Origin of the sequence: Algoriphagus sp., from assembly GCF_024305035.1 — a bacterium.
In the GTDB taxonomy this organism is placed as follows: Bacteria; Bacteroidota; Bacteroidia; order Cytophagales; family Cyclobacteriaceae; genus Algoriphagus.
On the sequence record NZ_JAMWZB010000006.1, the window covers coordinates 67,335 to 81,817 of the forward strand.

General features: G+C 41.4%; 12 protein-coding genes. 8 read left to right on the plus strand and 4 right to left on the minus strand.

What is annotated here, in order from left to right:
- The first annotated feature begins 3 nt into the window (after positions 1–3).
- From Q0L00_RS04635 to Q0L00_RS04645, 3 genes are all read left to right on the plus strand, one after another.
- On the plus strand, positions 4–1,458 hold the full coding sequence (locus Q0L00_RS04635; protein ID WP_297335697.1) for a DUF294 nucleotidyltransferase-like domain-containing protein: 1,455 nt from the start codon (positions 4–6) through the stop codon (positions 1,456–1,458).
- Between the two features lie 240 nt (positions 1,459–1,698).
- A complete protein-coding gene (locus Q0L00_RS04640; RefSeq protein ID WP_297335698.1) occupies positions 1,699–4,026 on the plus strand; it encodes a glucosamine-6-phosphate isomerase in 2,328 nt (775 codons plus the stop codon).
- A gap of 93 nt (positions 4,027–4,119) precedes the next feature.
- Entirely contained in the window at positions 4,120–4,980 is an 861-nt protein-coding gene (locus Q0L00_RS04645; RefSeq protein WP_297335699.1) for an ROK family protein, read from the plus strand.
- Positions 4,981–5,036: 56 nt separating this feature from the next.
- Here Q0L00_RS04645 and Q0L00_RS04650 read toward each other — a convergent pair whose 3' ends face one another.
- The 3 genes from Q0L00_RS04650 to Q0L00_RS04660 form a co-directional block, all read right to left on the minus strand.
- Positions 5,037–6,206 (minus strand): 6-bladed beta-propeller, encoded by a 1,170-nt coding sequence (locus Q0L00_RS04650; RefSeq protein ID WP_297335700.1) that lies wholly within the window; start codon positions 6,204–6,206, stop codon positions 5,037–5,039.
- Between the two features lie 48 nt (positions 6,207–6,254).
- A complete protein-coding gene (locus Q0L00_RS04655; protein WP_297335701.1) occupies positions 6,255–6,497 on the minus strand; it encodes a hypothetical protein in 243 nt (80 codons plus the stop codon).
- A 106-nt stretch (positions 6,498–6,603) separates the two neighbouring features.
- Complete coding sequence (locus tag Q0L00_RS04660; RefSeq protein WP_297335702.1) at positions 6,604–7,722, minus strand: endo-1,4-beta-xylanase; 1,119 nt, start codon at positions 7,720–7,722, stop codon at positions 6,604–6,606.
- Between the two features lie 121 nt (positions 7,723–7,843).
- Here Q0L00_RS04660 and Q0L00_RS04665 point away from each other — a divergent pair, with 121 nt between their 5' ends.
- Positions 7,844–8,803, plus strand: coding sequence for a carbon-nitrogen hydrolase family protein (locus tag Q0L00_RS04665; RefSeq protein WP_297335703.1), 960 nt, complete (start codon positions 7,844–7,846; stop codon positions 8,801–8,803).
- A 152-nt stretch (positions 8,804–8,955) separates the two neighbouring features.
- Here Q0L00_RS04665 and Q0L00_RS04670 read toward each other — a convergent pair whose 3' ends face one another.
- Positions 8,956–10,332: a Gfo/Idh/MocA family oxidoreductase gene (locus tag Q0L00_RS04670; protein WP_297335704.1), complete on the minus strand. Its 1,377-nt coding sequence runs from the start codon at positions 10,330–10,332 to the stop codon at positions 8,956–8,958.
- Positions 10,333–10,467: 135 nt separating this feature from the next.
- On the opposite strand from Q0L00_RS04670, the gene Q0L00_RS04675 reads away from it, so the two are divergent.
- The 4 genes from Q0L00_RS04675 to purN all read left to right on the plus strand — a co-directional run bounded on the left by Q0L00_RS04675 (position 10,468) and on the right by purN (position 14,403).
- On the plus strand, positions 10,468–11,340 hold the full coding sequence (locus Q0L00_RS04675) for a geranylgeranylglycerol-phosphate geranylgeranyltransferase (RefSeq protein ID WP_297335705.1): 873 nt from the start codon (positions 10,468–10,470) through the stop codon (positions 11,338–11,340).
- Positions 11,341–11,422: 82 nt separating this feature from the next.
- Positions 11,423–12,505 carry a glutamate 5-kinase gene (proB, locus tag Q0L00_RS04680; protein WP_297335706.1) on the plus strand — a complete coding sequence of 361 codons (1,083 nt, stop codon included), beginning with the start codon at positions 11,423–11,425 and terminating at the stop codon, positions 12,503–12,505.
- Positions 12,498–13,739 (plus strand): glutamate-5-semialdehyde dehydrogenase, encoded by a 1,242-nt coding sequence (locus tag Q0L00_RS04685; protein WP_297335707.1) that lies wholly within the window; start codon positions 12,498–12,500, stop codon positions 13,737–13,739. The genes proB and Q0L00_RS04685 overlap by 8 nt, the downstream gene beginning before the upstream one ends.
- Positions 13,740–13,845: 106 nt before the next feature.
- Positions 13,846–14,403 (plus strand): phosphoribosylglycinamide formyltransferase, encoded by a 558-nt coding sequence (purN, locus tag Q0L00_RS04690; protein ID WP_297335708.1) that lies wholly within the window; start codon positions 13,846–13,848, stop codon positions 14,401–14,403.
- Positions 14,404–14,483 lie beyond the last annotated feature (80 nt).

Sequence of the window (14,483 nt, forward strand, 5' to 3'; positions counted from 1 at the left end):
AAGATGAAAAAAGAAAGCTCATTTATTTCGGATCAATTCTATTCCAAGCAAGTTCGGGACCTACATTTTCGGCATTTGCGGTTGGAAAAACCTACTTCCTCGATCCAATCCTGCGCAGAGCGAATGGCTCATGAGCAAGTAAGCTGTCTTTTTCTTGGAGAATCCATCCCACAAATTCAAGGGTATATTACCGATATCACGCTTCGTGATCAGGTTCTGGCTAAAGGACTTTCACCCCAATCCCCCGTCTCCCAAATCATGGAATTTGACATGGTCTCCATTCCTCCCGATGCCAGTTTGGTCGAGGCCCTGATGTTGATGTTTCGCACCAAATCCCGCTATCTTTTAGTCCAAGAAAATGGGCAATTTGTTGGCTGGATTAGTCGAACCAAAATCCTTACTGAGCAAAGTCAGGGACCATTCATGTTTATTCAATCGGTCAAAGAGGCTCGGCAAATTCCTGAACTCCGAAGCAAATGGCAGCGCATGCCGGAAATTATTCACCTATTGCTTAGCCGTGGGATGAAAGCTGCCATTGTCAATCAAATCATCACTACAGTAGCCGACACGATTACTCAACGAGTCATCGAACGAGTCATCAAAGAAATTGGACCCGCACCTGCAAAGTTTGTCTTTTTTGTGCTCGGCAGTGAAGGACGGGGCGAGCTCACGTTAAAAACTGACCAAGATAATGCCATCATTTATGAAGACAAGGCCAACGAACAACGAGAAATGGTTCGGACTTATTTTCTGGATTTTGCCACACGCGTTTCCACGGCACTGGATCAAATTGGAATCGATTTTTGCGCAGGAGAATTAATGGCAATGAATCCCAAATGGACCCATTCGCTCTCGCATTGGAAGCGTAATTATGAGCAATGGATTTCAGATGCTTCACAGGAAACGGCCATGAATTACACTACTTTTTTTGATTGCCGGGCAATTTATGGAGAAAATCAGCTTTTAGAGGAACTGCAATCTCATATGGGAAAGCTACTCGAAAAGGCCTCAGAGCGTTTTTTTATGAATTTGGGATTCAATGCACTTCAATATGAACCCCCGCTGACCTTTTTTAGAACAATCAAAAGCGAAAAAATCGACGGAGAAAAGCAAATCAACATTAAACAAATCATGCGTCCTATTGTGGATTTGGCGCGAGTTTATGCCTTAAAGTATCAGATTTTTGAAACCAATACAGCTAGAAGAATAGAGCTTCTCACTCAAAAGGGCGTATTTTCCGATCCCGAAAGTCAGGAACTTTTGCATGCGTTTAATTACTTAATGTCGCTTCGGCTGGAAAACCAGTCCCAATTGATCCTAACCGAAAATAGCAAAGCCAAAAACTACCTGAGTCTTTCCCTTTTAACCAAAGTACAATCGGTTACCCTCACTGAGATTTTTAAAGTTATCCGGGATTTTCAGGCACGAATCAAATTAACCTTTACCAGAAGTCTATAAATTTTACAGACAGGGTGTACTTTATTAAATTTTTTATAAAAGTTGTTTTTTATTATCCAAAGTTTTTTAATTTTGTTAAAACAAATAAATTGCAAAAAGGAAGGCCTAACTCAATAGATAATTTCACGAATAATCCATTTGAAGGGTATAATATTGAAGCCAATCCATTTCCTATTTCCTTTTATTTGGTAAAAGCTCAAATAACAACCAATCTTACAAACCTTAATCTGTCAAACCAGTATGCTCAGTAAGTATCCGCTTTCGGAAGTCGAGAAAAATTTCCTCCAAGAATCCGGTGTTGAAAAAATCAGCACGAAGATTCCCTACCTTATGGTGGACAATTTTCCAAAACTAGGACTCCTCACTGCATGCAGATTCCTGGAATGGGCTGCTGCTAATCCGGAGGGGGTGATCAGCTTGCCAACGGGAAAAACACCAGAGTTTTTTATCAAATGGACCCAATACCTTCTCGAAAACTGGGACAGTAAAAAAGGAAAGGAAATCCGTGAAAAATATGGGATGGACGGGCTCAAAAAACCAGTTCTCAAAGATTTGACTTTTGTGCAGATCGATGAATTTTATCCGATTTCCTCACAGCAACACAATAGTTTTTACGACTACGTCAATAAATTTTACCTTCAGGGTTTTGGACTTTCCAAAGAAAAAGCCATCCTGATCAATTCAGATGATATCCCTTTAGCAGAAGGCAAACACTACAGCGAGATTTTTCCTGACTTAAAAGTGGACCTTTCACTCCGCTTCCGAGAGCCGCAGAATGAACTCGAAAAACTCCAGCAAGATTCCATTTACAAAATCGATCAATGGTGTGCCGATTACGAGAAAAAAATCCGTGATTTGGGCGGAATTGGTTTCTTCCTCGGAGGAATCGGTCCGGATGGGCACATCGCATTTAATACGCGTGGATCGCATATTTACTCGGTGACCCGATTGACTGAAACCAATTTTGAAACCCAAGCCGTCGCTGCCGGTGACCTGGGTGGAATAGAAGTTTCTGCAAATCGCCTGGTCATTACTATTGGTTTGGATACCATCGTATACAATCCTGAAGCCGTGGCTATAATTATTGCCGCCGGAGAGGCCAAAGCCGGAATCGTGAAAGATTCATTAGAGACCTCACTTAACAATGTCTATCCTGCCACGGTTCTTCAAAAACTGAAAAATGGGCGCTTTTACCTGACTAAAGGCGCTGCGGTAAAACTGACTGACTCCATGGATTCCTATTACCAAAAAGGAGAATGGACCTTTGAAAAAACGGAGCGGGCAGTCATTGATCTTTGTAAAAAGCTCAACAAATACGGACATCGTCTCAAACTCGAGGACTTAAAAAATGACCGCTACTGCAAACTCATCCCAGACCTTTCCGAAGACACCGTCAGTCAAGTAATCCAGAGTGTGGATTCCAAACTAGCCAAAGGCCTAGAACCTGAACGGAATGAAGTGATACTTCACACCGGTCCACATCACGACGATATTTCCCTGGGGATTTTACCCCATATCACCAATCAGCTCAACGAACCTTCAAACGAAGCTCACTTTAGTGTACTCACCTCCGGATTTACCGCAGTGACCAATACTTTTGTCATTGATACGCTTCAGCACACCAAAAAACTTTTGGATGAAAATAAAATCCAAATGGTCAATTATGAGGATTTCTTTACGGTTGGATATAGCCTCAAAACAGACAAAGATGTTTATCATTACCTGACCAACGTAGCCTCTGAAAATGCGGATGCCCGTAAGCGAGGACTTTGCCATCGAGTAGTTCGAGCCTTGGTAATCGTATACGAAATCAAAAATAAAACCCAGCTTCGCGAAACAATCAACGATGTCATCAGCATCCTGCGAAGAAGTTACGACGGGGAGAAAAACCCTGCCAAAATCCAAAAATTGAAGGGGATGATCCGGGAGTTTGAGGAGGAATTGGTTTGGGCACACTTTGGTGTACAGGTAAAAAATGTTCACCACCTGCGATTGGGCTTTTATACTGGGGATATTTTCACCGAGCAGCCGGATAAAAAACGGGATGTGGAACCGATCGTGGAAATGTTCCGAAAAATTAAACCTACAAAGATTAGCTTAACGCTCGACCCGGAAGGATCAGGCCCTGACACTCATTACAAAGTTCTTCAGGCCACCGCCGAAGCTGTGCGTCAATGGAGTAAGGAGCATGATACCAGTGAACTCCGAATTATCGGATACCGAAATGTTTGGTTCAAATTTGAGCCACATGAGGCCAATGTGATTGTACCTGTATCGCTTGGAGACATGTCAGTCATGGAGGACTCTTTTGCCAACTGCTACCTCAGTCAGGTCAATGCTTCTTTCCCTAGCTATTCGCACAATGGAAAGTTCAGCACCGTGGCCAAACGAACTTGGGTCGGACAATTAAATGATATTCAGCTTTTGCTAGGTAAAAACTACTTCTACCTTCACGAGCGAGCCAAAGTTCGCTCCAGCCACGGATTGATTTTCTTCCGAGACATGAATGTGGATGAGTTTTTGGCAACAGCCAGAGATCTGGAAAAATCCATTGAAGGAATGCTCTAAAGGCCTTTCCTTTTTTCAAAAACACGGAGAAGCTTTAAAACTGATCCGGTTTTTGACTCAAACCTAATTTATCAACCAATTTAACCTAAGCGAATGGAAAAGGCCATTTTGGGAATTGACATCGGAGGTACTGGCATCAAAGGCGGTGTGCTGATCAAAGGCCATTTGGAGGATATCCGGTCCATTCCTACCCCGGCCCATGAGGATAAAGAGCATATTCTGGAAACGATAGCGGTTTTTATTGAATCGTATCTGCAATATGATCCTGCAGGAATCGGAGTGGGTATCCCCGGACTAGTAAACGTAGAGGAAGGGATCGTGTTGGGACTTTCAAATATCCCCGCTTTTCAACATGTGGAACTCGGTAAGTTTTTGACCGAGCGTTTTGCTCGGCCTGTATTTATCAATAATGACGCTAATTGCTTTGCTTTGGGCGTGCATAAATTCGGTGTAGGTCGAAAATTCAAAAACATGATCGGCATTACACTTGGAACTGGGCTCGGAGGAGGAATTGTCATCAACGGACATATTTATTCAGGAGTAAATTCAGCGGCAGGAGAGTGGTGCAGCGTGCCTTATTTGGATCATAATTTTGAACATTATTGCAGTGGAAAGTTCTTTCTGAATTATTACCATAGCAAACCTAAAGCCTTGGCAAAACGAGCCATGGCAGGGGATTTAGTTGCTCAAAAAGCCTTTGATGAATTTGGCCATCATCTTGGTGTATTGTTTAAACACATCTTGTATACTCTAGCTCCTGAGGCCATTATTCTAGGCGGATCGATTCGGAAATCTTTCCCCCTTTTCAAAGCTTCGCTAGAGCATACCTTGTCTACTTTTGCCTATCCTACGGTGTTGGAAAATTTCCAAATTTTACTCTCCGAGCTGGATGAAACTGCCATTCACGGAGCCGTGGCCTTAGTCGAAATCGAAGAAGAAACAGTGAATAGTTAAGAATAAAGTTGGTTTAGTAGATTCAAAAAGGCGACCCAGGATTTGGGTCGTTTTTTTTATTTCTTCCTATAAATAAATAGAACAGGATTTTCTTCCAAACTTGGTAAAATCTCCGTGAGAAAATCTTGGTAGGGATTTATTCCTTTTCTCATTTCTATGGATGAATAAATTTCGGTAGGCGATAAGTTGATAATCATTTGATTTGCCTGAAAGTTAGTTGGGAAAATTGCGGGGAGATTTTCAATAACACCATCCATATCATTTTTAAAGCTGGAGACAATTCTTGCTTTATTTTCTACTTTATCAAAAGCTAAAAGACCAAGCCTTCCCCCCTCATAAAAATTTACAAAAACAAGATCTCCTAAATCCAAAACCTGATCCCCAAGGTTTAAAAAATTATTAAATCTTATCTCCTGAAAAAGTTTTACCATGTGAATGGAAGGCTTTGATTCATCCCAAGGTAAATTTGATAGAGAAAAAATGCGATCTTCAGGAAACTCTAACGAGAAGACCTGATATTCTCCAGAGTTTAGTAAATAAAGATTACTGGATAAAGTTTCTTTAAAAAATAAATCACCATCAGACCCAGGATAAAAAAACTGAAACTTTGATCCCGCCTCTAATAAAAAATCATTCTCAATAAATTCAAGTGGTGTTTCCACGAAATCTAAATTCTGATCTAAATATTCTAATTCAATTGAAAGATTATCAAGCGAAGGTTTCAAAATGAGATACCCATCCTCATAGGGAATCATATCATTAAAAGACTCTCTAAAGTCAAATTTCTTTTCAAAAATCAATTCTCCATCAAAATTGAATGCCAAAATTTTAGACAATGAACTATCTTGGATAAAAACAATATCTGAATCCTTGGAAAGGTAAAAATTGGTAACTCTCAAAAATTCATTAGGTCCATTTCCTGTCCCAGAAAAAAAATTAATTAATTTGCCTTTATAGTCAAAAATGTAAAGTGATTCAGAAACATGTCTATCCAAGACAAAGATAAAGCTCTCTGTGGTGATCACTTTTGTCGCTTCTCCTAGAAGGGAATTTTCTGTCACCTCCAATGGCACAATTAAAGTAGTATCAAAAAAATCGGTAAATCTTAAATCGATAGTGTCGCCTAAATCTATTTCGATTTCCTCTAAGCTGCTATTTTCAAATTTTTCAACTCTAGTGCAAGAAAAATTTAGTACAACTAGAAATAAAATTAAATTTTTACTCATTGATATAAAATTTAGCGAATCCTTCATTTGAAGGATTCGCAATCTTAATTATTTACATTTTGGCTCTTCTTCTGACATACAAGGACAAAGTTCCCCCCAGGCAAAAACGCATATTTCCCAAGTCGCAAAATATCCATTGCACCATTTAATTTGCGGTTCAGGCTTAAAGTGTTCGGTATATTCGGGACATGTTAAAATCTGACCCTGAGCAGGCTGGTTTAGTATAAGAGTACCACATAAAAATAGTAACCCTAAAAAGAGGCTAAAGGATCCAACAAATAACTTTTTCATACAATGTTAATTTGGTTTAAACTAATTTACATTGCTAAAGGAAGAAAGAAAGAAAGAAAGAAAGAAGCAATATTTTTTTGTTTTTTCTTTAAGCTTTGATGTATTACTAAGTTGGAATTATCGTTTTTTTTTGGAATGATGCAGTATTCCACTTCAACCTCATCTCCCGATCAAATAGTAAAGGATAATTTGTGCGGCCTCGGACCGGCCAATTATTCAACCAAGTGCTGCCGTCATGCAAGCCCCAAAAGGTCACTCGGCTGATTTTGTCCGAATGCTTTTTGAATAGTCCAAAAAGGGAGACGTATCGGTTAACTAACTTATCATGCACCTCAGCAGGAATAAAATCGGCATATGGATTCCACTCGGGTGAATCTGCATAGGAAATCTCTAAATCCGCCCCATCGAAATCACTGGGCCGGGGTAATACATCCACATCGAGCTCAGTGATCATGACCTGAAAACCCGCCTGGTGAATTTCCTCAATGGCTGTTTCAATCTGATCTAAGCTCGGAAAATCCAGTCGATAATGCCCCTGCATCCCAATCCCATCAATTCGAATTCCCCGACTCCTAAGATTTTGAGCCATTTTCAAAATTGCCCTCCGTTTTTCCGGTTTCCAGACATTGTAATCATTGTAATACAATTCAGCATTTGGATCCACTTGATGAGCTTTGGCGAATGCCTGAGCAATATATTCCTCACCCATGAGCAAGTACCAATGCGTCTTCCGCCATCCCCCATCATCCTCAAAGGCCTCATTGACCACATCCCATCCATCAATTTGGTCTTTATATCGTCCCATTACGGTTTGAATATGATCGTCCATTCGTTCTTGTAGTGCCTCTTTGGAAAGGAAAGACCCCTCCTTATCCCGAAATACCCAATCGGGGACCTGTTGATGCCAAACCAAGGTATGCCCTACGATAAACGCATCCATTTTTTTCCCTCTTTTTACATAATTATCCCCAAACTCAAAAGCAAATTTTCCCTCCTCAGGTTGGACATTACTCCATTTAAGCCCATTCTCGGCAGTCAAGGAATTAAAATGAAGATCAAGCAAAGAATCAGCAGAAGCCATACTTCCATCGACTTGTCGGGCATTTACTGCCGCTCCAATAAAAAAATTGGATTGGAATTCATCCTTTAGCCCGCGCTCATTGGATGACTGACAGGAAAAAGCACCCAGCAAAATACAGGAAATTAAAAATCGGGAATGGTTCATCTTTAGGATTTTATAGGTTTGTTTAAAGATAAAAATACAAGGCTTCAATCCTTTCATTTTTTGATTAAAGGACCTTTCCTTAATTTGAGCTGACAATCTTTTCCACCAAATCCAATGAATCATGAATCCCACGCAATTGACTGTAGCTCTAGTACAAATCCCCTCAGTCTGGGCTAATAAATCAGCTACCCTCCAAGTAGCCAAGGACCGGATAAACGAAGCGGCAAATGAAGGTGCGGAATTGGTGATTTTTGGAGAGGGATTTCTTCCAGGATATCCTTGGTGGCTTTCGGTCACTGCGGCTAGCGCTTGGGATAATCAGGTGCAAAAAGAAATTTTTGCCCATTACGCCCGTCAAGCCATTCAGATTGAAAAAGGGGATCTTGATGAAGTTCAGGTTTTGGCGAAGGAAAAGAAAATAGCCGTATATCTGGGAATCATCGAGCGGCCTTCGGATCGGGGAGGTCATAGCCTTTACTGTTCGCTGGTCTACATTGACCCAAAAGGCGAAATCAAATCTATTCACCGTAAACTTCAGCCAACTTATGACGAACGATTGGTTTGGTCGCCCGGAGATGGAAATGGCCTGCAAGTTCATCCACTCAAGGCTTTTTCAGTGGGCGGATTAAATTGCTGGGAAAACTGGATGCCACTCGCACGAACAGCACTTTACGGATTGGGTGAAAATCTTCACATCGCCGTCTGGCCGGGTTCGGTGAGAAATACCGAACTAATCACCCGAATGATCGCCCAAGAAAGCCGCTCTTTTGTGATTTCGGTTTCCAGTCTGATGCGAAAGGTGGATTTCCCGACAAATACCCCCCACTTGGATTACATTTTAGAAAACTTCCCGGAAATCATGGGGAATGGAGGAAGCTGCATTGCAGGTCCGGATGGAAAATGGATTCTAGAACCGGTCGCTCATCAAGAAGGAATTTTAATGGAAACAGTAGACTATAACCGAGTGCTCGAGGAGCGTCAAAACTTTGACCCCGTTGGCCACTATTCCCGGCCAGATGTACTTCAGCTCCAGGTTAATCGGGAGAGGCAGGGAAGTGTTTGGCTATCGGAAAAAAAATAATGGAATGGTGTTATCTGTTGATACTTTGCTTCTCAATGGTCAGTTGGAATACCCAGAAAATCATCCTCCTATGGGAGATTTATTCTCTTAGGCATCTCATGTAGGGGAGTGTCACTAGCCCTCCTGAAAACCCTTAGACTTCGGGCTCAAACTTAGCCTACCCTCCCCCGACCACTTTCCATTAGCTCAATATCGGTCAAATCTGAAATATGGATCTTTTTGCCTTGCTCAATGCTGGTTCTAGCGGCCACTCCCACCAAAATCGACATGGCGCCATCCCGACTCCCAGCGGATTGACGCCAAGGATCAGCCATATCCGGATCCTTGAAAAGCTTATTCTTCAATCGAGTGTCTCCACCACCATGCCCTCCTTGGCCGTGAGGAATGACGATTTCTTCCCGCTCCCCAAAATTCCGAGTGAGATAAATGACATCTTCTTTGGCTTCCTCCCAAGGTTGACGCTCTTTGATCCAAGCTTCGAGTCGGCCTTTTGTTCCGTTAAATGCAATCCGATACCCTTCATAAGGTGAGTAGGTCGTTAAGGAATAGCTGACCTGAACTTTGTTTTTGTATTTAATCTGAACGGCCATTTTATCATAAATATCTACATCTTCCCGAAATACACAGCCGTCTCGATCGTAACCATCGAATTCACGATTGTCTACGTAAAGCTTGTTCAAATGCTCATTTTTAGTGATATCCCAGTAAAAATCACAGGATGAGGTATGCGGACATTCCCTACAGTTTTTAGCTCGGAAGGGACCGTTTTTTCCATAAAACTCCAATTCCCCATAGGCAAAAACCTCCTCCGGATCAGAATCAATCCACCAATTGAGCAAATCAAAATGGTGTGTGGATTTATGGACTAGTAGGGTACCCCCAAATTCTTTTTTGCGATGCCAACGACGGAAATAATCTGCTCCATGATACACATCCAAATACCAATGAAAATCCACAGAAGTCAAATCGCCGATTTCACCTGCACGCAAAAGTTCAAATAATCGCTGCCTGTGAGGAGAGTAGCGATAATTAAAAGTCACAATGAGTTTATTTCCACTTTCCCGTTCGGCATCCAAAATAGCCTGACATTTTACTTCATCCGTCGTCATTGGCTTTTCCGAAATCACGTTCATACCTGCCTTTAGTCCGGCAATGATATATTCATGATGAGTACTGTCCATGGTAGTCACAATTAATACATCGGCGCCCGATTCTTGAATCATTTGATGTCCATTAAGATAGACAGGACAATCTACTCCTATGAATGTTTTGGCATAGGTTAACCGCCCTTCATTGCTATCAGAAAGCCCCACAAATTCCACCTCCTGAGAATAATCACGAACTACATCTCGGCCAAACATGGTTGTCCCTCGAATCCCTGTCCCAATTAGGGCCACTTTCATTTTTTGCCCCGGTTTGTCAAAAATAGAAATTGCCTCAGCTATTGGATGAATGAAAAAGCTACCGGCCAGAAGGCTTCCAGAAAGTGCAATAAAATCCCTCCGGGATTGAGCTTCGTTTAAATTCATGGTTTTTGGGTATAAAAGGATTGATTTTCAAGATAATGAATTCGTCAAAAAAGTGAAAAACAAATTACGGAATCGATTTTTAAGAGTATTTCCCAGAAATCGAAAATATACCCGCATTTGACGTATTTTTGAGTAATGAATTCAATCAATCAGGAGCGTACCCTTTCTTTCCGGGGGCTTTTCCGAATCAGTCGTCCTATTAATTTGCTCTTAGTGGCTTTCACCCAAATGATGACTGCCTATTTTTTGGTGGAGGAAAGTGCGGCAGGAATTCCTGTTTTGCAAGATTTTAGATTGTATTTATTGATCCTGGCCACCTTGATGGTCACCGCGGCAGGATACATGATCAACGACTATTACGATGTCAAAATCGATTACGTCAACCGTCCCGAAGAAGTCGTCATCGGAAAAGGAATCAAACGAAGGGTCGTGATTTTTTTACATACCCTATTGAACTTTTCCGCTATTGGATTAGGGTATTTGGTAGCGCCACGAATCGCTCTTATTTGCTTCTTTGCTGCATTTTTACTTTGGCTCTACAGTAATCAACTGAAAAGAAAACCGTTTATCGGAAATTTGACCGTAGCCTTCCTTACTTCAATTTCGGTATATCTAATTGCGATTTATTACCAAAAAAATGAACTTTTGGTGCTCACTTATGCCATTTTTGCATTCTTTCTCAATCTTATCCGGGAGATCATCAAAGACATCGAAGACCGGGATGGAGACCGAAAGCACGGCTGCCGGACACTTCCTATTGTATTAGGCTTTCGCAAAACCAAACAAGTCATATTTTTGGTGGCGACCTGTTTCATCTTTGCTATTTTGATCATCACTTTTGAAATCAATAAGCCTGAACTTTTTTACTATTTCGGTGGATTAGGTCTGTTCTTTCTTTGGTTTATGCGCCAAGTGTACTTGGCAGACCGAAAATCTCATTTTAGCCAGTTAAGCACATTTGCTAAAGTCTTGATGCTTGTGGGAACACTAAGCATGAGTTTTCTTTAAAAAACCAAAAAATCAAAGAAACCTATCATTTTTTAGAAATTTGATTCCAATACCCTACTTTTGATTGAATAAATTCAAATAAATGTCCCCTTGCACAACAATCGTTATCAAAATCGGGTCCAATGTGTTGACTCAAGCGAATGGTCTACCAGACTTGGACCGCATGGAACATCTGGTAGATCAGGTAATGAAATTGAAAACTGCGGGAAAGAAGGTGGTTTTAGTTAGTTCGGGAGCAGTTGCTTTTGGTCGTCAAAAAGCAAAACTTCCCGAAAAACTCAACCCGGTTTTCAAAAAACAAATCTGGGCCTCCATCGGGCAAATCCACTTGATTAATCAGTATCAGCAGCTATTTGAAAATCAGGATCAAAGCATTGCCCAAATTTTGGTAACGAAAGAAGATTTTCGGGATCGAAAGCATTACCTGAATATGAAAAACTGTATCGAGGCTTTGCTGCAGCAAGATATTCTTCCAATTGTCAATGAAAATGATACCGTCACCATCACTGAATTGATGTTTACCGATAATGACGAACTGGCCAGCCTCACCGCGGCCATGATCAATTCGGACACCTTGATACTACTCAGCAATGTCGATGGCATTTTCACTGGAAATCCAGAAAATCCGGATGCCCAGCTCATTGAAAAAATTAAAGCCAATATGCCCGAAATTAATGAATATATTTCAGCGAGTAAGTCTTCTTTTGGGCGAGGTGGAATGCTTACCAAATATAGCATGGCTAAAAAATCGGCCGATTTAGGAATCCAGGTTTTGATTGCCAACGGTAAAAAAGATGGAGTACTCGAAGCTTTTGTAGATGGAAATTTACGCTGCACTTGGTTTGAGCCAAAAAAGCAAAAACAAGCCCCCAAAAAATGGCTGGCACATGGAAGTCATTATTACAAAGGTGAAATTTTCGTAAATTCTGGGGCAAAAAAATCGCTTACTTCATCGGTAATTCGAAGTCTCTTGCCCATCGGAATTACCCACATCGAAGGAGAGTTTTCCAAAGGAGATATTCTTTTGATTCGAGACGAAAATGGGCATAAAATCGGGCTAGGCCGAGCTGAATACTCCTCCAAATCCGCTGCCGAAAAAATCGGCCAGCATAAACAAAAACCAATCATTCATTACAATTACCTTTATTTATTTGACCATGAATAATTATTCCCAACCCTTCGCCGCTGTAAAACAGGCCAGTCGAAAATTGATCCGAGTTAGCATCGATCAAGTGGAAGATGTGTTGGAACGATTGGCTGAATTGCTGAAGGAAAAGACTTGGTTTTTACTCGAAGAGAACCAAAAGGACTTGGATCGCATGGATCCTGAAAACCCCATGTATGATCGTTTAGCACTGACTGAGGATCGGATTCTTGGAATCGCGCAAGAAATCCATAACGTACAAAAGCTTCCAAGTCCATTGCATATTCGACTGGAAGAGAAAATACTTTCAAATGGGCTTTATCTTGAAAAAATCAGCGTTCCGCTTGGGGTAATCGGGGTGATTTACGAGGCCAGGCCTAATGTCACGTTGGATGTGTTTTCTTTGGCTTTAAAATCTGGTAATGGATTGATTTTGAAAGGCGGATCGGATGCAGAGTTTTCAAATAAAGCCATTATTCAACTCATCTATCAGGTGCTTCGGGAATTTGATTTGCCACAGCAGGCTTTTCTCCTTCTTCCCTCTGATCGCCAAGCCACTTCAGCCTTGTTGGAGGCCGTAGATTTTGTGGATGTAATTATTCCTCGGGGTTCGCAGGGTTTAATTGATTTTGTTAGACAAACTGCCAAAGTTCCCGTGATCGAAACCGGTGCAGGGATTGTCCATGCCTATGTAGATGAATCCGCAGATTTAGAAAAGGCCAAAGCGATTATTCTAAATTCAAAAACCCGTCGTCCTAGCGTTTGCAATTCGTTGGATTGTTTGATTATTCATCAATCCCATTTACCCAATTTGGAACAGATGCTATCCCCTTTGCTGAAGGCAGGAGTTGAGGTATTTGCTGATTCGGATTCATTTGCAGCATTGAACCCAAACCCAAAAATTTCAATAGCCTCTGAAAATCACTTTGGTTCAGAGTTTTTAAGTTTGAAACTCTCAATCAAAACCGTGAAAAACATCGATCAAGCTTTGGAGCATATTTCTAAATATTCTTCCAAGCATTCCGAAGCTATCATCGCTGAAAAGCAAGAGACCATAGATCGCTTTTTACTGGAAGTAGATGCTGCTGCAGTCTATGCCAACGCCTCAACCGCTTTTACCGATGGGGCACAATTTGGCCTTGGTGCTGAGATCGGAATCAGTACCCAGAAACTTCACGCCCGTGGCCCCATGGGATTGCGGGAATTAACCAGCTACAAATGGGTAGTTCGGGGAAATGGACAAGTTCGAAATTAAATTAACCCTGGTTCTCTGTCCCACTCATTCCCGCTAGAGAATTGAAATAGATTTTCATCCCCAATCTGCTTTTTCTTAGATTCGTGTCGAATTTTAATAATCTGCTGTGAAACGACTTGCCATCTTAGCCTCCGGAAGCGGCTCCAATGCTGAAAAAATCATGGAGCATTTCCGATATTCCCAAAAAGCTAAGGTTTCCTTAATAGCTTCTAATAAATCCGATGCTTTTGTACTGGAGCGGGCCAAGAAATATGGCATACCCACTTTTACGTTTACCCCTAAAGAAATGGAAAGTGGGGAACTACTTGGTAAACTTCAGGCTGAAATGATCGATTTTGTGATTTTAGCAGGTTTTTTACTAAAAATCCCAGAGGATTTGATCCGAGCCTTTCCCAACCGAATGGTCAATATTCATCCTGCTCTCCTTCCTAATTATGGTGGAAAAGGCATGTACGGAATGAAAGTGCATCAGGCCGTAAAGGCTGCCGGAGATACGCAAACAGGGATCACGATTCATTTGGTCAATGAAAATTACGACGAGGGAAAAATTATTTTTCAGGCAGCGACCCCCGTTTTGCCCGAGGATAGCCCCGAGACTATTGCCGAAAAAGTTCATGCGCTTGAACACCGTTATTTTCCCGAGGTAATCGAAAGTTTGGTTTAATACCTCCACAAAACTTCCAGACAGTTACTTGTGAGGATAATTGAGGAGCTTCGAGGCATTTTTCCTACCTTTGCACCTTC